Annotated in this window: 21 protein-coding genes; 7 read left to right on the top strand and 14 right to left on the bottom strand. The window is 70.6% G+C overall.

Annotation, left to right across the window (positions count from 1 at the left end):
- Window positions 1–140: 140 nt before the first annotated feature.
- Genes sufU through ACFYP0_RS32555 form a run of 7 tightly spaced genes read right to left on the bottom strand, consistent with a single transcriptional unit; the run spans window position 141 to window position 6,468 of the window.
- On the bottom strand, window positions 141–614 hold the full coding sequence (gene sufU, locus ACFYP0_RS32525) for a Fe-S cluster assembly sulfur transfer protein SufU (protein WP_091403700.1): 474 nt from the start codon (window positions 612–614) through the stop codon (window positions 141–143).
- A complete protein-coding gene (locus ACFYP0_RS32530; protein WP_124857168.1) occupies window positions 614–1,918 on the bottom strand; it encodes a cysteine desulfurase in 1,305 nt (434 codons plus the stop codon). The genes sufU and ACFYP0_RS32530 overlap by 1 nt, the downstream gene beginning before the upstream one ends.
- Before the next feature lie 20 nt (window positions 1,919–1,938).
- Window positions 1,939–2,712, bottom strand: a complete 774-nt coding sequence (gene sufC / locus ACFYP0_RS32535) for a Fe-S cluster assembly ATPase SufC (RefSeq protein ID WP_007462702.1) — start codon at window positions 2,710–2,712, stop codon at window positions 1,939–1,941.
- Window positions 2,712–3,038 carry a non-heme iron oxygenase ferredoxin subunit gene (locus ACFYP0_RS32540; RefSeq protein ID WP_091403693.1) on the bottom strand — a complete coding sequence of 109 codons (327 nt, stop codon included), beginning with the start codon at window positions 3,036–3,038 and terminating at the stop codon, window positions 2,712–2,714. Before ACFYP0_RS32540 ends, sufC begins: the two co-directional genes overlap by 1 nt.
- Complete coding sequence (gene sufD, locus ACFYP0_RS32545; RefSeq protein WP_357010372.1) at window positions 3,038–4,183, bottom strand: Fe-S cluster assembly protein SufD; 1,146 nt, start codon at window positions 4,181–4,183, stop codon at window positions 3,038–3,040. Before sufD ends, ACFYP0_RS32540 begins: the two co-directional genes overlap by 1 nt.
- Before the next feature lie 57 nt (window positions 4,184–4,240).
- Window positions 4,241–5,671, bottom strand: a complete 1,431-nt coding sequence (sufB, locus tag ACFYP0_RS32550) for a Fe-S cluster assembly protein SufB (protein ID WP_074312771.1) — start codon at window positions 5,669–5,671, stop codon at window positions 4,241–4,243.
- Window positions 5,668–6,468: a helix-turn-helix transcriptional regulator gene (locus tag ACFYP0_RS32555; RefSeq protein ID WP_386998477.1), complete on the bottom strand. Its 801-nt coding sequence runs from the start codon at window positions 6,466–6,468 to the stop codon at window positions 5,668–5,670. Before ACFYP0_RS32555 ends, sufB begins: the two co-directional genes overlap by 4 nt.
- Window positions 6,469–6,566: 98 nt before the next feature.
- Between ACFYP0_RS32555 and ACFYP0_RS32560 the strand changes: the two genes are divergently transcribed.
- The gene (locus tag ACFYP0_RS32560; protein ID WP_357010368.1) at window positions 6,567–7,541 is read left to right on the top strand and encodes a COX15/CtaA family protein; all 975 of its coding nucleotides are present in this window, start codon (window positions 6,567–6,569) and stop codon (window positions 7,539–7,541) included.
- 357 nt (window positions 7,542–7,898) lie between these two features.
- Here the strand turns inward: ACFYP0_RS32560 and ACFYP0_RS32565 are convergent, their stop codons facing one another.
- From ACFYP0_RS32565 to ACFYP0_RS32575, 3 genes are all read right to left on the bottom strand, one after another.
- Window positions 7,899–8,819, bottom strand: a complete 921-nt coding sequence (locus ACFYP0_RS32565) for an ATP-grasp domain-containing protein (RefSeq protein ID WP_357010365.1) — start codon at window positions 8,817–8,819, stop codon at window positions 7,899–7,901.
- 13 nt (window positions 8,820–8,832) lie between these two features.
- A complete protein-coding gene (locus tag ACFYP0_RS32570; RefSeq protein ID WP_091403682.1) occupies window positions 8,833–9,168 on the bottom strand; it encodes a hypothetical protein in 336 nt (111 codons plus the stop codon).
- Between the two features lie 488 nt (window positions 9,169–9,656).
- Window positions 9,657–10,610: a heme o synthase gene (locus ACFYP0_RS32575; protein ID WP_355494846.1), complete on the bottom strand. Its 954-nt coding sequence runs from the start codon at window positions 10,608–10,610 to the stop codon at window positions 9,657–9,659.
- Between the two features lie 267 nt (window positions 10,611–10,877).
- Between ACFYP0_RS32575 and tkt the strand changes: the two genes are divergently transcribed.
- The 6 genes from tkt to pgl all read left to right on the top strand — a co-directional run bounded on the left by tkt (window position 10,878) and on the right by pgl (window position 19,335).
- Window positions 10,878–13,016 (top strand): transketolase, encoded by a 2,139-nt coding sequence (tkt, locus tag ACFYP0_RS32580; protein ID WP_124853947.1) that lies wholly within the window; start codon window positions 10,878–10,880, stop codon window positions 13,014–13,016.
- A gap of 15 nt (window positions 13,017–13,031) precedes the next feature.
- Window positions 13,032–14,207: a transaldolase gene (gene tal / locus ACFYP0_RS32585; RefSeq protein WP_386998478.1), complete on the top strand. Its 1,176-nt coding sequence runs from the start codon at window positions 13,032–13,034 to the stop codon at window positions 14,205–14,207.
- Window positions 14,204–15,853 carry a glucose-6-phosphate isomerase gene (locus ACFYP0_RS32590; RefSeq protein WP_356981196.1) on the top strand — a complete coding sequence of 550 codons (1,650 nt, stop codon included), beginning with the start codon at window positions 14,204–14,206 and terminating at the stop codon, window positions 15,851–15,853. Before tal ends, ACFYP0_RS32590 begins: the two co-directional genes overlap by 4 nt.
- Window positions 15,854–15,855: 2 nt before the next feature.
- Window positions 15,856–17,409: a glucose-6-phosphate dehydrogenase gene (gene zwf, locus ACFYP0_RS32595; RefSeq protein WP_124853950.1), complete on the top strand. Its 1,554-nt coding sequence runs from the start codon at window positions 15,856–15,858 to the stop codon at window positions 17,407–17,409.
- Window positions 17,406–18,422 carry a glucose-6-phosphate dehydrogenase assembly protein OpcA gene (locus ACFYP0_RS32600; protein ID WP_124853951.1) on the top strand — a complete coding sequence of 339 codons (1,017 nt, stop codon included), beginning with the start codon at window positions 17,406–17,408 and terminating at the stop codon, window positions 18,420–18,422. Before zwf ends, ACFYP0_RS32600 begins: the two co-directional genes overlap by 4 nt.
- A gap of 142 nt (window positions 18,423–18,564) precedes the next feature.
- A complete protein-coding gene (gene pgl, locus ACFYP0_RS32605) occupies window positions 18,565–19,335 on the top strand; it encodes a 6-phosphogluconolactonase (protein WP_386998479.1) in 771 nt (256 codons plus the stop codon).
- A 17-nt stretch (window positions 19,336–19,352) separates the two neighbouring features.
- Here the strand turns inward: pgl and ACFYP0_RS32610 are convergent, their stop codons facing one another.
- The 4 genes from ACFYP0_RS32610 to ACFYP0_RS32625 form a co-directional block, all read right to left on the bottom strand.
- Window positions 19,353–19,694: an RNA polymerase-binding protein RbpA gene (locus tag ACFYP0_RS32610; RefSeq protein WP_386998480.1), complete on the bottom strand. Its 342-nt coding sequence runs from the start codon at window positions 19,692–19,694 to the stop codon at window positions 19,353–19,355.
- A 140-nt stretch (window positions 19,695–19,834) separates the two neighbouring features.
- The gene (gene secG / locus ACFYP0_RS32615) at window positions 19,835–20,095 is read right to left on the bottom strand and encodes a preprotein translocase subunit SecG (protein ID WP_030337344.1); all 261 of its coding nucleotides are present in this window, start codon (window positions 20,093–20,095) and stop codon (window positions 19,835–19,837) included.
- A gap of 96 nt (window positions 20,096–20,191) precedes the next feature.
- A complete protein-coding gene (gene tpiA, locus ACFYP0_RS32620; RefSeq protein ID WP_124853954.1) occupies window positions 20,192–20,983 on the bottom strand; it encodes a triose-phosphate isomerase in 792 nt (263 codons plus the stop codon).
- A complete protein-coding gene (locus ACFYP0_RS32625; protein WP_449289059.1) occupies window positions 20,984–22,177 on the bottom strand; it encodes a phosphoglycerate kinase in 1,194 nt (397 codons plus the stop codon). It abuts the gene before it with no gap.
- Window positions 22,178–22,234 lie beyond the last annotated feature (57 nt).

Raw genomic sequence — 22,234 nt, forward strand, 5'->3', positions numbered from 1 at the left:
CTCCGCTTCGCTCCGTGACGCCATGAGGCACCAACGCGCTGAACCACTGATTCGCTCGCTGACGCTCGCTCATGCCGTCCCTCCGCTTCGCTGCGTGATGCCACAGGGCACCACGGTGTCATTCGCTCGCTGACGTTCGCTCACGCCTTCACCTCCGGGCTCACACCCACACCGGCGCGTGCCGCGGCGTCCTTGAACGCCATCCACGGCAGCAGCGCGCACTTGACCCGGGCGGGGTAACGGGCCACACCCGCGAAAGCAACCCCGTCACCGAGCACGTCCTCGTCCGGCGTGACCTGGCCACGTCCGGACATCAACTCCACGAACGCCTCGTGCACCTCGAATGCTTCCCCGGCGCCCCGACCACGCAGCAGCTCGTGCAGCACACTGGCCGATGCCTGGCTGATCGAGCAGCCCATCCCGTCGTACGAGATGTCGTGCAGCACCGTGCCGTCGGTGGCCACCCGTACGGTGACCTCGTCACCGCAGGTGGGGTTGACGTGGTGCGCCTCCGCGACCTGGTCGCCGGGGTCGTCGGCATCGCGTAGGCCACGCCCGTGCGGGCGCTTGTAGTGGTCCAGGATGATTTCCTGGTAGAGCTGGTCGAGCTGCATCAGTCGAACACCTTCCGCACCTGCTCCAGACCGGCCACCAGAGCGTCGATCTCCTCGGTGGTGGTGTAGAGGTAGAACGAGGCCCGGGTCATGGCCGGAACGCCGAACCGGCTGCACACCGGCTTGGCACAGTGGTGGCCCACCCGCACCTGCACGCCGAGCGAGTCGAGCACCTGACCCACGTCGTGCGGGTGCACGTCACCGAGCGCGAACGAGATGGTGCCGCCCCGGCCCACCGGCACCGTCGGACCGAAGATCCGCAGGTCCGGCACCGAGCCGAGAGCGTCCAGCGCGTACGCCGTCAACTCCTTCTCGTGCCACTGGATGGCCTGCATCCCGATGCCGGTCAGGTAGTCGACCGCCGCACCGAGCGCGACCGCCTCGGCGATCGGCGGGGTGCCCGCCTCGAAGCGGGCCGGCGGCGCGGCGAACGTCGAGCCGGCCATGGTGACCGTTTCGATCATCGAGCCGCCGCCGAAGACCGGCGGCATGGCCGCCAGCAGCTCACCCCGGCCCCAGAGCACACCGATGCCGGTCGGACCGCACATCTTGTGGCCGGTGAAGACGATGTAGTCGGCGTCCAGGTCGACCACGTCGATGGGCAGGTGCGGCACCGACTGCGAGCAGTCCAGCAGCAGCAGCGCACCCACCTCGCGGACCCGCGCGGTGATCCGGGAGGTGGCGTTGACAGTGCCGAGGATGTTGGACATGTGCACCAGCGAGACGATCTTCGTCCGTTCGGTGACCAGATCCTCCAGGCCCGACTCGTCCAACCGCCCCTGGTCGGTGACGGGGAACCAGCGCAGGGTTGCGCCGGTCCGCTCGCAGAGCAGCTGCCACGGGACGATGTTCGAGTGGTGCTCCATCTCGGAGATCACCACCTCGTCGCCCGGACCGAGCCGGAAACGGGGGTCGGCGTCCGGACGCAGCGAGGCGTTCGAGAAGGCGTACGCCACGATGTTGATCGCCTCGGTGGAGTTCTTCGTGAACACCACCTCGTCGACGCTGGGCGCGTTGATGAACGCGGCAATCTTCGCCCGCGCCCCCTCGTACGCCTCGGTGGCCTCGGTGCCCAGGGTGTGCACCGAGCGCGACACGTTGGCGTTGTGCCGCGCGTAGTGCTCGTCGAGCACGTCGAGCACCTGGCGGGGCTTGTGCGAGGTGTTGGCGCTGTCGAGGTAGACCAGCGGGTGCCCGTTGATTTCCCGATCGAAGATCGGGAAGTCGGCGCGCACCCGGGCCACGTCGAAACGCGGCACGTCGTCGTACTGCGGCATCCCCGAGGGGATCGCGATGCTGGTCATCTCGGCAGCGCCTCTCCCGCTCAGGCCTTGGCCGTGCCGGCCCCGGCGGCGTACCGCTCGTAGCCCTCGGCCTCGAGCTTGTCGGCCAGTTCCGGGCCGCCCTGCTCGACGATCCGGCCGGCCACGAAGACGTGCACGAAGTCCGGCTTGATGTAGCGCAGGATCCGGGTGTAGTGGGTGATCAGCAGCACGCCGGTGTCGCCGGTGTCGCGGACCCGGTTGACGCCCTCGCTGACCACGCGCAACGCGTCCACGTCGAGACCGGAGTCGGTCTCGTCGAGGATCGCGATCTTCGGCTTGAGCAGCTCCAGCTGGACGATCTCGTGCCGCTTCTTCTCACCACCGGAGAAGCCCTCGTTGACGTTGCGCTGGGCGAACGCCGGGTCCATCTGGAGGCGCTCCATCGCACCGCGCAGCTCGCCGCCCCAGGTACGGAGCTTCGGCGCCTCGCCGTCGATGGCGGTCTTCGCGGTCCGCAGGAAGTTCGCCACCGAGACGCCGGGCACCTCGACCGGGTACTGCATGGCCAGGAAGAGGCCGGCGCGGGCGCGCTCGTCGACCGTCATGGCCAGCACGTCCTCGCCGTCGAGGGTCACCGTGCCACCGGTGATCTCGTACTTGGGGTGACCGGCGATCGAGTACGCCAGGGTGGACTTGCCGGAGCCGTTCGGGCCCATGATCGCGTGGGTCTCGCCCGACTTCACGGTCAGGTCGACGCCGGCCAGGATCGGCTTGAGCTCACCCTCGGGCAGCTTGACCGACACCTTCAGGTCGCGGATCTCCAGGGTGCTCATTATCGGGTCACTCCATTACTCGGCGTCAGGCTGAGGTAGATGTCGCCGTCGCGGACTTCGACGGGGTAGACGGGGACGGGTTCGGTGGCGGGCAGGCCGGTCGGCTCGCCGGTGCGCAGGTCGAAGCGCGAGCCGTGCAGCCAGCACTCAAGCGTGCAGCCATCGACCTCACCCTCGGAGAGCGCGACCGAGGCGTGCGAGCACTCGTCGTACGCGGCGTAGAAGCCGCCGTCCTCGCCGTGCACCAGGGCGATCGGCGTGCCGTCGACGTCCGCGCTGATCGCGGTGCCCTTCGGCACGTCCTCGGTGGAGCAGATGCGGATCATCAAGCGCCCGCCTTGGTCAGCCGGGCCTCGATCGCGTCGCCGAGGCTCTCGCGCAGCGACTCCACCGGGATCTTGTTGATCAGCTCGGCGAAGAAACCACGCACCACCAGCCGGCGGGCCTCGCTCTCCGGAATGCCCCGGGCCATCAGGTAGAACAACTGCTCGTCATCGAAGCGGCCGGTCGCGCTGGCATGGCCGGCACCGGCGATCTCGCCGGTCTCGATCTCCAGATTGGGTACGGAGTCCGCCCGCGCGCCGTCGGTGAGCAGCAGGTTCCGGTTGATCTCGTACGTGTCGGTGCCGGTCGCCTCGGCCTGGATCAGCACGTCGCCCACCCAGACGGTGTGCGCGCTCTCGCCCTGCAACGCGCCCCGGTAGCCCACGTAGCTGCGGCAGTCCGGCACATTGTGGTCGACCAACTGCCGGTGCTCCAGGTGCTGGCCGGAGTCAGCGAAGTAGACGCCGTACAGCTCGGCCTCGCCACCGCGCCCGGTGTACTCCACGCTCGTGAACTGCCGGACCAGGTCGCCACCCAGGGACACCTGGATGTGGATGACCTTGGCGTCCCGGCCCAGCTTGATCTTCAGGTGCTGGGCCTGGACCGCGTCGTCGGCCCAGTCGGCGACCGTGACCAGCGTCAGCTTCGCGCCGTCGGCCACGGTCACCTCGACGTTGTCGGCCAGGGTGGCCGACCCGACGTGCTCCAGCACCACCGTCGCCTCGGCGAACCGGCCCACCTCGACGAAGGTGTGACCGAACGCCGGCTGCTCGACGCCCTCGCCGACCACCCGCAGCCGCACCGCCTCACCGAGCACCACGTCGGGGGCCACCCGCAACAGCAGGGCGTCCGCGGCGGCACCGTAGGCCAGCGCACTGACCCGGTCGACCGGGATCAGCACGCTGCCGACCCGCTCGTCGTCGCGGCCGACCCGGGTGATGGCGACGCCCTCGGGCAGGTCGCCGTACTCGTGTCGGACCGCGCCGGTCGCGGCCGGCGCCTCGCTGGTCAGGCCGCGGAGGCGCTTGAGCGGGGTGAAGCGCCACTCCTCCTCCAGGCCGGTGAGGGCCGGGAAGTCGGCGACGTCGTACGAGCGCAGCGCCTGCGACTTGGTGCTGGGCGGCGGCGCGGAAGCCTGGGTAGTCATTTCTTCCTTGGTCTGTTCTACGACGATGGGGGCAGGTGCTCGGTAGGGCGGGCGGCGTCAGCCGACCGCGCCCTCCATCTGAAGCTCGATCAGACGGTTGAGCTCCAGGGCGTACTCCATCGGGAGTTCCTTGGCGATCGGCTCGATGAAGCCGCGCACGATCATGGCCATCGCCTCGTCCTCGCTCAGGCCCCGGCTCATCAGGTAGAAGAGCTGGTCGTCGCTGATCTTGGAGACGGTCGCCTCGTGCCCCATCGACACGTCGTCCTCACGGATGTCGACGTACGGGTAGGTGTCCGAGCGGGAGATCGTGTCGACCAGCAGCGCGTCGCACTTGACAGTGCTCCGGCTGTGGTGCGAACCCTCCAGCACCTGCACCAGGCCCCGGTACGAGGTGCGGCCGCCGCCACGGGCGATCGACTTCGACACGATGGTCGAGGAGGTGTGCGGCGCGGCGTGCACCATCTTGGCGCCGGCGTCCTGGTGCTGACCCTCGCCGGCCATCGCCACCGAGAGCACCTCGCCCTTGGCGTGCTCGCCGGTCATGTAGACCGCCGGGTACTTCATGGTCACCTTGGAGCCGATGTTGCCGTCGACCCACTCCATGGTCGCGCCCTCGTGGCAGACGGCGCGCTTGGTGACCAGGTTGTAGACGTTGTTCGACCAGTTCTGGATGGTCGTGTAGCGGCAGCGCGCGTTCTTCTTGACGATGATCTCCACGACCGCGCTGTGCAGCGAGTCGGAGGAGTAGAGCGGCGCGGTGCAGCCCTCGACGTAGTGCACGTACGCACCCTCGTCGACGATGATCAGCGTCCGCTCGAACTGGCCCATGTTCTCCGTGTTGATCCGGAAGTAGGCCTGCAGCGGAATCTCGACGTGCACGCCCTTCGGCACGTAGATGAACGAGCCACCGGACCACACCGAGGTGTTCAGGGCGGCGAACTTGTTGTCGCCGACCGGGATCACCGTGCCGAAGTACTCCTTGAAGACGTCCTCGTGCTCGCGCAGCGCCGTGTCGGTGTCCAGGAAGAGGACGCCCTGCTCCTCAAGGTCCTCGCGGATCTTGTGGTAGACGACCTCCGACTCGTACTGCGCCGCGACACCCGCGACCAGCCGCTGCTTCTCCGCCTCCGGGATGCCCAGCCGGTCGTAGGTGTTCTTGATGTCCTCGGGCAGGTCCTCCCAGCTGGTGGCCTGCTTCTCGGTGGACCGCACGAAGTACTTGATGTTGTCGAAGTCGATCCCGGTGAGGTCCGCGCCCCAGGCCGGCATCGGCTTACGGCCGAACAGCCGCAGGCCCTTCAGCCGCAGGTCGAGCATCCACGCCGGCTCGTTCTTCTTGGCCGAGATGTCCCGCACCACCGCCTCGTTGATGCCGCGCTGGGCGACCGCCCCGGCGGCGTCCGGGTCGGACCAGCCGTACTCGTACCGACCCAGGGCGGCGAGCTGCTCTTCCTGGGTCAGGGGCTGGACGATCTGCTCGGTCATCTATCTGTCCTCACAGTGGTTACGGGATTACCGGATTGAGCGCGGCCCGACTGAGTCGGGATGTGCGTGGTGCACACCCCGTCGCCGTGCGCGATGGTGGCCAGACGCTGCACGTGGGTGCCGACCAGACGGGAGATGACCGCGGTCTCGGCCTCGCACAGCTGAGGAAACTCGGCGGCCACGTGCGCCACCGGGCAGTGGTGCTGACAGAGCTGGCCGCCGGAGGCGATCGTGGTCGCATTGGCAGCGTAACCCTCGCCGGTGAGCGCTGCGGCGAGTGCCTCGGCTCGGGCGAGAGGGTCGTCGCCGGCGTCCTCCATGGCCGTCCGACAACGAGACTCGAGAGCCGACACCTGCTCGGTGGCGAACGCCTCGACCGCGTCCGAGCCGCCGCTGCGGGCGATCCAGCGCAGCGCGGCGGTGGCCATGTTGTCGTAGTGGTGTGTGCCACAGCGGACCCGGGCGGCCTCGGTCAACAGGAACACCTTGGCCGGGCGCCCCCGACCGCGACTGCCCTGCACAGGCTGCTCGCGGGCGTACACGTCACCGTCAGCAAGCATCGCGTCGAGGTGCCGGCGGATCGCCGCCGGGCTGAGCCCGAGCGCCGCGCCAAGCTGCGCGGCGGTGGTGGCACCCTGCTCCAGCAGCAACTGGGTGACCCGATCCCGGGTGGAGACCTCGGCCGCCGCCGGCCCGGCGAGGCCGGCCGACGTGGTCACGGCAGGCGCGGAGGCGGACGCACCGAGGGCCGGTACGGCCGTCGGTTGGTGCCCGGAGAGCGCCGCCGCGTTTTTCACAACGCCAACGTTACGTAATTACCCGGAGGGTCGCAAACCCGGGACCCGGTGATCCCAACCACCGAGCCGACGGAGTCGGACGAACCTCGATCACTACGGTGCGTAGGATTTGCGCCGTGAACCGAATCGTCCGTCCGGTCTCCGGCATCCTGCTGCGCCGCCTCGCGCTCGCCTCGATCATCGCGAACGTGGGCATCGTCGTCACCGGCGGGGCCGTCCGGTTGACCGCCTCGGGCCTCGGCTGCCCCACCTGGCCCCGGTGCACCGACGATTCCTACGTCACCACGCCGGAAATGGGCGTGTACGGGGTGATCGAGTTCGGCAACCGCATGCTGACCTTCGCGGTGGCCCTCATCGCGCTGGCCACCCTGCTCGCAGTCCTGGCGCACCGGCCGCGCCGACCCGGTCTCCTGGCGCTGGCCGTGGGGGTCTTCCTCGGTATTCCCGCCCAGGCGGTGCTCGGTGGCATCACCGTGCTGACCAACCTCAACCCGTGGGTGGTCGGGCTGCACTTCCTCGCCTCGATGGCCGTGATCGCCGCCGCGTACGCCCTCTGGCGACGCATCGGCGACCCCGACGGCCCAACCGTGGCCGTCGTGCCCACCCCGCTGCGCGCGCTGGCCCGGGTCACCACCGGCGTCACCGTAGCCGTGCTGATCGTCGGCACCTGGGTCACCGGCAGCGGCCCGCACGCCGGCGACCACGGCGCCGCCCGCAACGGGCTCGACCCGGAGACGATCTCGCAGGTGCACGCCGACGGGGTCTTCCTGCTGATCGGACTGTCGGTAGCGCTGATCTTCGCGTTCCGCGCCGTCGGTGCGCAGCGAGCCACCCGTGCCGCGATCATCCTGGTCGCCGTGGAGCTGGGTCAGGGCCTGATCGGCTTCGTGCAGTACTTCACCCACCTGCCGGCGATCCTGGTCGGCGCGCACATGCTCGGCTCCTGCCTGGTGCTGCTGGCTGCCCTGTCGGTGCAGTGGTCCACCCGGGAACGCCGCGCGGTCACGTCGGCCCCCCAGGCCCCCCAGGCCGCCCCGACCGACGCCGCCACCCCGGTGCCAGTCACCGCCTGACCGCCCGCGTCCCGCGTACCCCCCACCCCGCGTTTCCCGCTGCCCCGCAGGCCCCGCAGGCCCCGCAGGCCCCGCAGCCCAGGGTCACCACCCACCTGGCCCGCAACGCCTGGCCCTCAGAACGAACGCCACCCGAGCGGGCGCCCGTACCCCGCGCCGTCAGGTGCCGGATGCCTCGCCCCTCGCCCCTCGCCCCTCGCCAAGATCGCACTCGAACCAGGATGTAGTGGCCTCGAGACGCCGGGAAGCCACTACAACCAGGATGTTGCGCGATCTTGCCTGCGGCAACACGGGCGCACGGCAACACGGGCGCACGGCAGCGCGGGTGGCCGTTCGGGGGTTGCTTGTTGTGGGAGGTCAGGCGGTGCGGGCCAGGTGGGTGGTGATCGCGGTGGCGAGGCGGTCGGGGGCTCCGTCCGCGTACCCGATGAAGAGCGACGGCTCGGTCAGCTCCAGCTCGACCAGGACCGGCTCGCCGTCCGGGCCGGGGATCAGGTCGACCCGGGCGTAGAGCAGCTGTCGGGTACCGCCGGGCACCGCCGCGAGGGTCTGCTCGGCCACCGCCAGCTGTTCGGGGCGGGCGGTGCGGGCGGTGATCTCTTCGGCCTTGTAGAGCCCGTCCGGGCCGAGGTCCGGCCCGGACAGCATCGGACCCTTGCGGATCGCGTGGCTGAACGCGAGCCCTTCCGGGCCGGCCAGGAAGAGCAGGGCCGTCTCGCCCTCGGTGTCGACGGCCCGCAGGTACGGCTGGACCATGGTGACCCGGCCTGCCTCGGAGAGCCTGCGAACGTGTGCGGCGGCCAGGTCCCGGTGCTCCGGGTCGGCCAGGTCGTACCGGCCGGTGTCCTGGCTGCCGGCGCTGACTGCGGGCTTGAGCACGTACTCGCCGGTCTGGGCGGGCAGCTGCCAGCTCTCCCCCGGCTCGATCCACGACGTCGGCACGGTTGGCACCCCGGCGGCGCTCAGCTCGGCGAGGTAGCGCTTGTCAGTGTTCCAGCGGACCACGTCTGCCGGGTTGACCAGCGTCGGCACTGTCGCCGCCCAGGACACGAATTCGTCGCGGCGTAGCGCGTAGTCCCAGGGTGAGCGGAGCACGACCAGGTCGTAGGACGACCAGTCGACGTCGGGGTTGTCCCAGACGACGGACTGGACGGCGACACCCCGGGCGGCGAGCGGGGTCAGGACCAGCCGGTCGTCCGGGTCGAGGTCGGCCAGGTCTGAGCAGGTGACGAGAGCGACCCGGGGTTCCCCCCGGGTCGACTGGTGATATGTGGTCAATTCAGCTGTCTGTTCAGCGGGCCATCGTGCGCCGGGCCATCGACCGCCAGAGGTCGTTGCTCGGACGCATCTGGTCCATCAGTTCACGCTCCCAGGCGTTCTCGACGGTGACTCCCGCCTTGGCGCACGCCTCCCGGGCGGTGACGGTGTCGTCGGCGAACTGGTCGCCCCACTCGCCGTCGGAACCCACCAGGACGATCCGCGCGCCACGCTTGCCGACGTACTCGATGACCGCCTTCGCGCCGCCGTGTCCAGCCGCGAACGCCTTGAGGCCCGCGACCAGGCCCTGGGGCGCCTGCTCGCCGGCGGTCTGCTCGGCCGTCAGCGTCGTATCGGAACCATCTGCCATGACGCGAAGCCTAAGCAGAGTTGCACCCTGTCGCGCGAGAACCATGAACCTTTTGTGATGCCAATTACCTACAGGTTTAAGGACGACCACAGGTTGGCTGTCCGTTTATTTACCGACTTTTGCGCTCAAAGCACGTCGGGAAATCGCCTTCGAACCACCCCAGGTTGAGCCGATCCGACTCATGCTGAAAGTTACTCTGATGTGACGTTAAACCCGGACAACTCATCCACGTCCATGATTAGTCAGTAGATCATCGGCACCCTTCGCAGCGGGCACAGCCACGGCGCGACAACTGACGGACGACGCGAGGGCCGCCGAGCGCAGCGCGCAAGGGAGCCGAAGCCGCAGTGCCCGACGGAGCCCCGGCGCCCAGGGAGCCCGGTGCCCAGGGAGCCCCGGTGCTCAAGGGAGCCGACAGCCAGCGGAAGACGGCGGGCGGAGGCCACTGCCTCGGACGCGAAGGACGCGAAGCCGGGCCGTGCGGGCGGTCAGATCAACGCGTCGAGCGCGACGGCCACGAAGACGATCGTCAGGTACGTCGTCGACCAGTGGAACAGTCGCATCGGCTTGACCGCCTCGCCGCGCGTCGCGCGCCGGCAGAGCCGGTGTGCCTCGACCAGGAAGATGGCACCCACCACCAGTGTCGGCACTCCGTAGATCGCGCTGAGCCCCAGCGGCCAGACGGCCAGGGAGGTGAGCACGGTGAGCCACGCGAAGATCAGGATCTCGACGTTGACCCGGCGGGTCGAGGCCACCACCGGGAGCATCGGAATGCCGGCCCGCGCGTAGTCGTCCTTGTACTTCATGGCGAGCGGGTAGAAGTGCGGCATCTGCCAGAAGAAGACCACCGCGAAGAGCCCCCAGGCGGCCGGCGCCAGCGAACCGGTCACCGCAGCCCACCCGATCAGCACCGGTGCGGCCCCGCAGGCGCCGCCCCAGAAGGTGTTCGTCGGGGTGGAACGCTTGAGCCAGAGGGTGTAGACGAGGTCGTAGTAGGCGATCGCGGCGAGAGTCAGCCCGGCGGCCAGCAGGTTGGTGAACGCCGCCATCAGGGCCACCGACACCGCCGCCAGCACCAGACCGAAGATCAGCGCGCTTCGCGGCGACACGGTGTGCGCCGGCAGCGGCCGACGCTTGGTGCGCCGCATCAGCTGGTCGATGTCGCGGTCGATGTAGCAGTTGAGGACGCTTGCCGCGCCGGCGGCGAGCGAGCCGCCGATCAGCACGATGGCCATCAGCCACAGCGACGGCAGCCCGCCCTCGGCGAGCATCATCGCCGGGACGGTGGTGACCAGCAGCAACTCGACGATCCGCGGCTTGGTGAGCGCCACGTACGCCGAGAGGACAGCGCGTACGTCCCGCCGGGCCACCGGGCCCTCGGCCGCCCGCGCCGGGTGTGGCCCGGCCGGGTTGCTCGCGGGGCGCTCGGTGATCATGCTCACGGATTGCCACCTTCCGGCATCGGGCACGGGGAGATCGGATCGGTCGGGACCACTCGCGTCCGCATACCGCCCCACACACTACGCGTCGTCGTTTTGGCTGCCCGGCCGACCCGACAACGGTGCGGGCCGTCACACCACCGGGTTGAAACCGAGCATCCGGATGGTCACGTAGCGCACACCATGCGCAGATCCCCGGGCGCACGTTTAGGGACGCTCGATAAGGTCATCGGTGAGGGTTCCGCCCATCTGCCGAGGAGCACAACCATCGTGGCTGTTAAACGACCCGAGCACTCCGCACTGAACTGGTCCGACCTCGATCGCCGGGCCGTAGACACCGTCCGCGTGCTGGCCATGGACGCCGTGGAGAAATCCGGCAACGGTCACCCGGGCACCGCGATGAGCCTCGCGCCCGCGGCGTACCTCCTCTTCAACCGCGTCATGCGGCACAACCCGGCCGACCCGAACTGGCCCGGCCGCGACCGGTTCGTGCTCTCCGCCGGGCACTCCAGCCTGACGCTCTACATCCAGCTGTTCCTCTCCGGTTACCCGCTGAGCCTGGACGACCTCAAGTCGCTGCGGCAGTGGGGCTCGCAGACGCCGGGGCACCCCGAGCACGGGCACACGCCGGGCGTGGAAACCACCACCGGCCCGCTCGGGCAGGGTCTGGGCAACGCGGTCGGCATGGCCATGGCGGCCCGCCGCGAGCGCGGCCTGTTCGACCCCGAGTCCGAGCTCGGCGCGTCCGTCTTCGACCACGACATCTGGTGCATCGTCTCCGACGGTGACATCGAGGAGGGCATCAGCCACGAGGCCAGCGCCCTCGCCGGGCACCAGCAGCTGGGCAACCTCACGGTGATCTACGACGACAACGAGATCTCCATCGAGGACGACACCCGGATCGCCAAGAGCGAGGACGTGGCCGCCCGCTACGAGGCGTACGGCTGGCACGTGCAGACCGTCGACTGGCGCAGCGGCGACGCCGACCAGGGCGACTACCACGAGGACGCCGAGGCGCTGTACGCGGCGCTGGTGGCCGCCAAGGCGGAGACCGGCCGCCCCTCCTTCATCGCGCTGCGCACCATCATCGGCTGGCCCGCGCCCAACAAGCAGAACACCGGCAAGATCCACGGCTCGGCGCTCGGCGCCGACGAGGTGAAGGCCACCAAGCGGATCCTCGACTTCGACCCGGAGCAGACGTTCCAGGTCGACGAGGAGGTGCTCAGCCACGCCCGCACGGTGATGGGCCGCGGCTCCGATGCCCAGCAGGAGTGGACCACCGCGTTCGACGCCTGGAAGAAGGCCAACCCGGAGCGCACCGCGCTCTACGAGCGGCTGGCTGGTCACGTACTCCCCGACGGCTGGACCGACGCGTTGCCGGTCTTCCCCGCGGACGCCAAGGGGGTGGCCACCCGGGCCGCCTCCGGCAAGGTGCTGGAGGCGCTCGCGCCGGTGCTCCCGGAGCTGTGGGGCGGCTCGGCCGACCTGGCCGAGAGCAACAACACCACCATGAAGGGCGAGCCGTCGTTCATTCCGGCCGCCCACGCCACCAAGGACTTCCCCGGCCACGAGTACGGCCGCACGCTGCACTTCGGCATCCGTGAGCACGCCATGGGCGCGATCCTCAACGGCATCGCCCTGCACGGTGGCACCCGCCCGTACGGCGGCACGTTCCTGGTCTTCAGCGACTACATGCGTCCGTCGGTGCGGCTGGCCGCGCTGATGAAGCTGCCGGTGACCTACGTCTGGACGCACGACTCGATCGGCCTCGGCGAGGACGGCCCGACCCACCAGCCGGTGGAGCACCTGACCGCGCTGCGCGCCATCCCGGGCCTGGACGTGGTCCGTCCGGCGGACGCCAACGAGACCGCCTGGGCCTGGCGGCAGGCGCTGGAGCACACCGACCGGCCGACCGCGCTGGCGCTGAGCCGTCAGCCGCTGCCGACCATGGACCGCGACGTCCTGGGCGGCGCGGAGGGTGTGGCCAAGGGCGGCTACGTGCTGGCCGAGGCGTCCAACGGCAAGCCTCAGGTGATCATCGTCGGCACCGGTTCCGAGGTGCAGCTCTGCCTGACCGCCCGGGAGCGGCTGGAGGCCGACGGCACCCCGACCCGGGTCGTCTCGATGCCCTGCCAGGAGTGGTTCTACGAGCAGGACGAGGCGTACCGGGAGTCGGTGCTCCCGCGTGGGGTAAAGGCACGGGTGAGCGTGGAGGCGGGCATCGCGATGTCCTGGCGCGGAGTCGTCGGTGACCTGGGCGAGAGCGTGAGCCTGGAGCACTACGGAGCGAGCGCCCCGCACACCGTGCTCTTCGAGCAGTTCGGGTTCACCCCCGACCGGATCGTGGCGGCAGCACACGCCTCGCTGGCCCGGGTGGGCGACATCACCGGTTTCACGACCGGCAACTGAGGGAGCGTGGATGGCATGACGGACAAGCTGAATGAGCTCACCGCCGCAGGCGTGGCGGTCTGGCTCGACGATCTTTCCCGGGTGCGTTTGAGCTCCGGCGGGCTGGACCAGCTGCGCCGCGAGAAGCACGTGGCCGGCGTCACCACCAACCCGACGATCTTCGCCAAGGCGCTGAGCGACGCCGACGAGTACAACTGGCAGCTGCACGACCTCGCCACCCGTGGCGTCGAGGTCGAGGAGTCGGTGCGCATGCTCACCACGTACGACGTGCGATGGGCCTGCGACGTGATGCGCCCGTCGTACGACGGCAGCGACGGTGTCGACGGCCGGGTCTCGATCGAGGTGGACCCCCGGCTGGCCCACGAGAGCGACCGGACGGTGGCCGAGGCCAAGGCCCTGTGGTGGCTGGTGGACCGCCCCAACCTCTACATCAAGATCCCGGCCACCGAGGCCGGCCTCCCGGCGATCACCGCCACCCTGGCCGAGGGGATCAGCGTCAACGTCACGCTGATCTTCGGCCTGGACCGCTACTCGGCGGTCATGGAGGCGTTCCTCGCCGGTCTGGAGCAGGCCAAGGCGAACGGCCACGACCTGTCCAAGATCGGCTCGGTGGCGTCGTTCTTCGTCTCCCGGGTCGACTCCGAGGTCGACAAGCGGCTGGAGAAGGTCGGCTCCGACCAGGCGAAGGCCCTCAAGGGCAAGGCCGCCATCGCCAACGCGCAGCTGGCGTACGAGCGCTACACCGAGGTCTTCTCCTCCGACCGCTGGAAGGCGCTCGCCGCCGCCGGCGCGCACCCGCAGCGGCCGCTGTGGGCGTCCACCTCGACGAAGAACCCGGACTACCGGGACGTCATCTACGTCGAGGAGCTGATCGCCCCCGGCACGGTCAACACCATGCCCGAGGCGGTCATCCACGCGTACGCCGATCACGGCGAGACCCGCGGCGACACCATCACCGGCGCCTACGACGCGGCCCGGAAGGTCTTCGCCGACCTGGAGTCGGTCGGGGTGGACATGGACGACGTGATCGTCACCCTGGAGCGCGAGGGCGTGGAGAAGTTCGAGGCCAGCTGGCAGGAGCTGCTCGACGGGGTCCGCAAGTCGCTGGAGGCCGCGGCGAAGGGCAAGGGTGCCCCGAACAAGGCGGCCAAGGGCAACGCCAAGGCCGCCGAGAAGGCCGGTGGCGCATGAGCGACCTACTCAGTGGGCCGGTGGAGGCAGCCGCCGGGCTGGCCGTGTACGGCGCGGACACGGTCGACAAGGCCGCGCCCGCCTCGACCCGGGACGCGCTGGTCAAGGCCGGCGTCCCGGGCAAGCTGGCGGGCAAGGACGCGAGCCTGTGGGGTCCGGACGCCGAGGCCGAGGCGAAGATCCGGCTGGGCTGGGTGGACACCCACCGGCGCAGCCGCGAGCTGCTCGTCCAGTTGGCCGAGCTGACCGCGGAGCTGGCCGACCTGGATCACGTGGTGCTCGCCGGCATGGGCGGCTCGTCGCTCGCGCCCGAGGTGATCACCCGGACGCTGGGTCGCCCGTTGACCGTGCTGGACACCACCGACCCGGGCCAGGTCCGGGCGGCGCTCGGTGACCGGCTGGAGCGCACCGTCGTGGTGGTGGCCAGCAAGTCCGGGTCGACGGTGGAGACCGACAGCCACCGGCGCGCGTACTGGCAGGCGTTCCTGGACGCCGGGATGACCGAGGCGGAGGCCGGTCGGCACTTCGTCATCGTCACCGACCCGGGTTCGCCGCTGGAGACCACCGCGGCCGAGATGGGCGCGTTCACCGTGCTCGCCGACCCGAACGTCGGCGGCCGGTACTCGGCGCTCACCGCGTTCGGTCTGGTGCCCTCGGCGCTGGCCGGGGTCGAGGTCGCGGAGCTGCTCGACCAGGCCGACGCGCTGGCCACGTCGCTCGGCGCGGACCAGAACAACCCGGCACTGGCGCTGGGCGCCGCCCTGGGCGCTGCGGCCACGCTGGCCCGGGACAAGGTCGCCCTGGTCTCCGACGGCACCGGCATCGACGGGCTCGGCGACTGGGCCGAGCAGCTGATCGCCGAGTCGACCGGCAAGGCCGGGGTGGGCATCCTCCCGGTGGTCGTGGAGTCTCCGCAGAGCCCCGGCGCCACCGGTGCGGACGTGCTGACCGTCAGCTACGGCGGCGCGCTGGCCCCCGGTGACATGCCGGGCGGCGGGGCCAACCCGGACGTGGCCGTCAACGGCCCGCTGGGCGCGCAGTTCCTGGCCTGGGAGTACGCCACCGCGGTGGCCGGCGTGGTGCTCGGCATCGACCCGTTCAACCAGCCGAACGTCACCGAGTCCAAGGAGAACACCAACAAGATCCTGGCCTCGGGCCTGCCGGCGGAGTCGCCGTCGTTCACCGAGGGCGCGATCGAGGTGTACGCCCCGCAGGGCGCCCCCGGGGACCTGGCCGGTGTGCTGCGCTGGCTGCTCGACGGGCTGGGCGACGACGGTTACCTCGCGGTGATGGCGTACCTCGACCGGTTCGCCGACGCCGACACGGCCCGGCTGCGGTCGCTGCTGGCCCAGGCGGGCGGCCGGCCGGTCACCTTCGGCTGGGGTCCGCGCTTCCTGCACTCGACGGGCCAGTACCACAAGGGCGGCCCGCAGGTGGGCAGCTACCTCCAGGTGACCGGCGCGGTCGCCGAGGACCTGGAGGTGCCGGGCAAGCCGTACACCTTCGGTGAGTTGCAGGCGGCGCAGGCCGCCGGTGACCGGCAGGCTCTCGCCGGTCGGGAGCGGCCGGTGCTGCGGTTGCACCTGACCGACCGGGCCGCCGGTGTCGCCCAACTACTGGACGCGGCCGGTGATCTGCGGGCGTGAGGATGGACGACGTGACTGAAGCGGAGCGAGAAGGCGGTTCGGTGAACCCGCTGCGCGACCCGCAGGACCGCCGGTTGCCCCGGATCCCGGAGCCCTGCGCTCTGGTGATCTTCGGGGTGACCGGCGACCTGGCCCGCAAGAAGCTGCTCCCCGCGGTCTACGACCTGGCCAACCGGGGGCTGTTGCCGCCGGGCTTCGTGGTGCTCGGTTTCGCGCGCCGCGACTGGGGTGACGGCGACTTCGAGACGTTGGCCTGCGAGGCTGCCCGCAAGCACGCCCGCACCCCGTGGCGGGACGAGGTGTGGGCGCGGCTGGCCGGCAACATCAAGTTCGTCGGCGGGTCGTTCGACGACGACGACGCCTTCGACACTCTCGCCTCGACGCTGGACGATCTGCGCCAGACCCACGGCATCACCGGCAACGCGGCGTTCTACTTCTCCATCCCGCCGGCAGCGTTCCCCGTCGTGCTCAAGCAGCTGGCCCGCACCGGGATGGCCGACAACGACAAGTCCGGCGGTTGGCGCCGGGTCGTCGTGGAGAAGCCGTTCGGCAACGACCTGCCATCGGCGAAGGCGCTCAACGACCTCGTCGACGACGTGTTCACCCGGCAGGACGTCTTCCGGATCGACCACTACCTGGGCAAGGAGACGGTTCAGAACATCCTCGCCCTGCGGTTCGCCAACAACCTGTTCGAGCCGCTGTGGAACTCCAAGTACGTCGACTCGGTGCAGATCACCATGGCGGAGGACGTCGGCATCGGCACCCGCGCCGGCTTCTACGACACCGTCGGCACCGCCCGCGACGTGCTGCAGAACCACCTTCTCCAACTCCTCGCCCTGGTGGCGATGGAGGAGCCGACCAGCTTCGACGCCGATGAGATCCGGGCCGAGAAGCTGAAGGTGCTCAAGGCCATCACCCTGCCCAAGGACGTCGCCCGGGACACCGTCCGCGGTCAGTACCTGCCCGGTTGGGTCGGTGGCGAACGCGCGGTCGGTTACCTGGAGGAGCAGGACGTCCCCGCCGACTCCACCACCGAGACGTACGTGGCGGTGCGGTTGGGCATCCAGAACCGCCGCTGGGCGGAGGTGCCGTTCTACATCCGGGCCGGCAAGCGGCTGCCCCGGCGGGTCACCGAGGTCGCCATCATCTTCAAGAAGGCGCCGCACCTGCCGTTCAACGACGCCGACATGGAGTCGCTGGGCAACAACCAGCTGGTCATCCGGGTGCAGCCGGACGAGGGCGTGGTGCTCAAGTTCGGCTCGAAGGTGCCGGGCACGACCATGGAGGTCCGCGACATCGCGATGGACTTCCAGTACGGCGAGGCGTTCACCGAGTCCAGCCCCGAGGCGTACGAGCGTCTGGTGCTGGACGTGCTGATCGGCGACCGCACCCTGTTCCCGGACGCGGCCGAGGTCGAGCAGAGCTGGCAGGTGATCGACCCCCTGGAGCACGCCTGGGAGGGCACCACCCCGGAGCCGTACCGGGCCGGCGAGTGGGGCCCACGGGCCTCCGACGAGATGCTGGCCCGCGAGGGCCGCGCCTGGAGACGAGCATGATCGGGCTGTGGGACACCACCGGCAACGAGGTGGTCAAGGCGCTCGCCGCCGAGCGGCGCAGCGCCGGCGGTGTGGCCAGCGGCATGGCGCTCACCCTCATCGTGGTCGTGGACGAGAAGCGGGTCCGGGAGGCGGAGGCCGCGGCGACGATCGCCGCCGCCGCGCACCCGTGTCGCCTCGTGGTGGTGGTCCGCTCGGAGATCGAGCGGGACCGCAACCGACTGGACGCGGAGATCGTGGTCGGGGGCCGGCTCGGCCCGTGCGAGGCGGTGGTCACCCGCATGTACGGCCGGTTGTCCCTGCACGCCGAGTCGGTCGTGATGCCGCTGCTCGTTCCCGACGTACCGGTTGTCACGTGGTGGCACGGCGAGCCACCGGCGGAGATCGCCACCGACTTCCTCGGGGTGGTGGCCGACCGGAGGATCACCGACGCCGCGCAGGCCGCCGACCCGGTGGAGGCGCTGCGGCAGCGTGCCCGGGACTACGCCCCGGGCGACACCGACCTGGCGTGGACCCGGATCACCCCGTGGCGCACCCTGGTCGCCGGGGCGTTCGACACCACCAGCGCCCAGGTCACCGAGGCGACCATCGTCGCGCCTCCCACCGACCCGACGGCGGCGCTGATGGCTGGTTGGCTGTCCAGCCGGCTCGGCATCACCCCACGCCGGGTGGACAGCGACGAGTTCCCTCGGATGCGGGAGGTGCAGCTCAGCTGCGCCAACGGCGACCAGCTGACGCTGACCCGGGAGGACAGCCTGGCCGTGTTCCGGCGGACGGGCCAGGACGACCGGGCCCTGCCGCTGGTGCGCCGCCCGCTCGGCGACGAGCTGGCCGAGGAGCTGCGCCGGCTGGACGCCGACCAGGTGTACGCGGAGGCGCTGGGCGCGACGGTCGGGCTGCGGGGGCTGGAGCAGCGCCCCGCCCAGCGGGTTCACGTCTGGAAAGATCCGGCCACCGCGCAGCGCGCCGAGGCCGGGGTGACCGCGCACGTCGGCACGAGCGGCGAGGGCTGAGCCCAGCCGGGGCACACCGTCGGGCAGGGCCGGTACCACCGGCCCTGCCCCGCAATCTCCGGGGTTTTCGCCCCACCACCTCGGGCACACCGCCCCGGGCACGACAGCGACCGCCTCGCGGTCGGGAAACGAAGGCGTAACCATGAGTGAGGCGAGTGTCGCCGTCCACGCCGACGCCGACCTGCTGGCGCAGGCCGTGGCGGCCCGGTTGCTGGTGAAGCTGCTCGACGCCCAGGCCGACCGGGGCGAAGCCTCGGTGGTGCTCACCGGAGGTCGGGTCGCCGCGGCCGTGTACCGGGCGGTGGCGGCGCTGCCGGCCCGCGACGCGGTGGACTGGTCCCGGGTCGACGTGTGGTGGGGCGACGAACGGTTCCTGCCCGCCGGTGATCCGGACCGCAACGAGACGCAGGCCCGGGCCGCCCTGCTGGACGTGGTGCCACTGGACCCGGCCCGGGTGCACGCGATGCCGGCCTCGGACGGCCCGGCCGGCAACGACCCGGAGGCGGCGGCTGCCGCGTACGCGGACGAGCTGGCCCGCGCAGCCCGGCCCGGGCACGCCACCCTGCCGCACTTCGACGTGCTGATGCTGGGCGTCGGCGAGGACGGCCATGTGGCCTCGGTCTTCCCCGAGCACCCGGTGGGCTACGAGACCCGGCCCGTCAGCGCGGTGCGGGGCAGCCCCAAGCCGCCGCCGACGCGGACCACCCTCACCCTGCCGGCGATCAACACCGCCGAGGAGGTCTGGCTGGTGGCCGCCGGCGCCGACAAGGCTCGCGCGGTGGGTATGGCGTTGGCCGGCGCAGGCCCGGTGCAGTTGCCGGCGGCCGGCGTGCACGGCGTGAACCGCACCCGCTGGCTGCTGGACCGGGCGGCCGCGGCCGACGTACCCGTCCGACTGCGCAGCCTGCGCTGAGCGCTGGGATGAGCCCGCTACTCGCCGCGTCGACGGCGTAGTGCGGCGAGCGCCTCGGCGAGCAGGGCCTCCCCCTCCTCGGCGGTGCGCCGCTCCTTCACGTACGCCAGGTGGCTCTTGTACGGCTCGGCGCGGACCCGACCCGGCGGGTTCTGGGAGTCGCGACCGGCGGGTAGGCCACAGCGGGGGCAGTCCCACAGGGGTGGCGGCTCGACGTCCGCGGCGATCCGGATGTCGACCCGGTGGTCGTTACGGCACCAGTAGGTGACGTCCTGTCGGGGGGCGGGTTGGTGCCGCTCGTCCGGGCGCATCGGTGCGGACCCGACCCGGGCTCCCCGGATAACGTTGCCATTCGGCACGGCTGCTCGCTCCTGTCGTCGGAGGGGACCCGCCGTCTTCGGGGGTGGAGCGGCGGGCGACGCGGTGCAGCGGAGAAAAGCCTGCGCGCGGCCCGTCGAGTGACGAACCGCGCGCAGATTGTACGACTTACTGAGCCTGCTCAGGCGCCGCTGTTCATTTGGAGGCGCAGCCAGAGCCCGAGGCCGACGATCGCGGCGAACCAGACGACGCTCACCAGAACGGTGTAGCGGTCCAGGTTCTTCTCCGCGACCGAGGAGCCGGCGAGGCTGGAGCTGACGCCACCGCCGAACATGCTCGACAGACCGCCACCCTTGCCGCGGTGCAGCAGGATCAGCAGGGTGAGCAGAATGCTCGTGATGACCAGCAACACGATCAACGTGTATGCGAACCAGATCGGCATGGCTGGGGTCAGTTCCTCTCGTAGCGATCCTCGCCCGGTCTGATCGGGCACGGCGGCACCGACCGGCGGACGGGCGGTGTCAAGGATACCGAGCGATCAGCGGGCGAGGTGCTCCGGGAACCGGCAGATCTGAGCGAATTCCTCGGCGTCCAGGCTGGCGCCCCCCACCAGGCCCCCGTCCACGTCCGGTTGGGCCATGATCGAGGCGATGTTGGACGCCTTGACCGAGCCGCCGTAGAGAACCCGAACCTGGTCGGCGGTCTCCTGGTCGAAGCGTTCCGCCAGTCGCTGACGCACCGCCCCGCAGACCTCCTGGGCGTCGTCCGGGGTCGCGGTCTTGCCCGTGCCGATCGCCCAGACCGGCTCGTACGCGATCACGACCTGCCGCACCTGCTCGGGGGTGAGGCCGGCGAGGCCCCCGTCGAGCTGGTCGGAGCAGTGCGCCACGTGGGTGCCCTGCTCGCGGACGTCCAGCCCCTCCCCCACGCACAGGATCGGCGTCAGGCCGTGCGTCAGCGCCGCCTTGACCTTGGCGTTGACCAGCACGTCGTCCTCGTGGTGGTAGGCCCGCCGCTCGGAGTGCCCGACCACCACGTACGTGCAGCCGAGCTTGGCCAGCATCGCCCCGGAGATGTCCCCGGTGTACGCGCCGGACGGGTGCGGGGAGAGGTCCTGCCCGCCGTAGCCGATCAGCAGCTTGTCCCCGTCCACCGCGGTCTGCACGGTGCGCAGGTCGGTGAAGGGCGGCAGCACGACCGTCTCGACGGCGGTGAGCTGCTTCTCGGTGAGGCTCGCCGCCAGCTTCTGCACCAGCAGGTTGGCTTCGAGGTGGTTGAGGTTCATCTTCCAGTTGCCGGCCATCAGCGGCCGGCGGGTGGTGCTCGACATTCAGTTCTCCAGGGCCGCGATGCCGGGGAGGGCCTTGCCCTCGAGGTATTCCAGGGAGGCGCCACCGCCGGTGGAGATGTGCCCGAAGGACGACTCGTCCAGCCCCAACGCACGGACCGCCGCCGCCGAGTCACCGCCGCCGACGACGCTGAACGCGTCCGCCTTGGTGATCGCCTCGGCGATCCCCCGGGTGCCCGCAGCGAAGGCCGGCATCTCGAACACGCCCATCGGACCGTTCCAGAAGATCGTCTTCGCCTGGGACAGCGCGGCGCTGAAGCCGGCCACCGTCTCCGGGCCGACATCCAGGCCGAGCCGGTGGCTCGGGATGCCGTCGACCCGCACCGTGTCGTGCGCCGCGTCCGGAGCGAACGCGTCCGCGACCACCACGTCGACCGGCAGCATGATCTTGCCGCCGGACCGCTCCAGCAGGTTGCGGCAGGTGTCGACCATGTCCTTCTCCAGCAGCGAGGTGCCCACCTCCAGGCCCTGGGCCTTGAGGAAGGTGAAGCACATCCCGCCACCGATGAGCAGCCGGTCGACAGTGGGCAGCAGAGCCTCGATCACGGCGAGCTTGTCGGACACCTTCGACCCACCGAGCACCACCACGTACGGGCGTTCGGGGTCACCGGTGAGCTTGGAGAGCACCTCGACCTCACGCAGCACCAGCCGGCCCGCGACGTGCGGCAACCGGGCCGGCACGTCGAAGACACTGGCGTGCTTGCGGTGCACGGCACCGAACGCGTCGTCCACGTACGCGTCACCGAACGCGGCCAGCTGGTCGGCGAAGGCGCCCCGCTCGGCCTCGTCCTTGCTGGTCTCACCGGCGTTGAAACGCAGGTTCTCCAGAAGGGCGACCTGACCGTCGGCCAGGTCGGCGACGGTCGAGCGGGCGGAATCACCGACGGTGTCGGTAGCGAAGTGCACCGGCGCGCCGAGCAGCTCACCGAGCCGCCCAGCGACCGGACCCAGGCTGAACTGCGGGTCCGGAGCGCCCTTCGGGCGGCCCAGGTGCGAGCAGACGACCACCTTCGCGCCGGCCTCGACCAGCGCGCCGAGAGTCGGCAGCACCGCGCGGATCCGGCCGTCGTCAGTGATGGCACCGGTCTGCTTGTCGAGCGGGACGTTCAGGTCGGCGCGCACCAGCACGCGCCGACCCGACACCCCCTCGGCGAGCAGGTCGTCGAGGGTCCGGATGGCACTCACAGAGCTAGCCTTCCGTTCGCGACTGCGGGGCTCGCAAGCTCACTCCTC

Origin of the sequence: Micromonospora arida (assembly GCF_042873195.1) — a bacterium.
In the GTDB taxonomy this organism is placed as follows: Bacteria; Actinomycetota; Actinomycetes; order Mycobacteriales; family Micromonosporaceae; genus Micromonospora; species Micromonospora arida.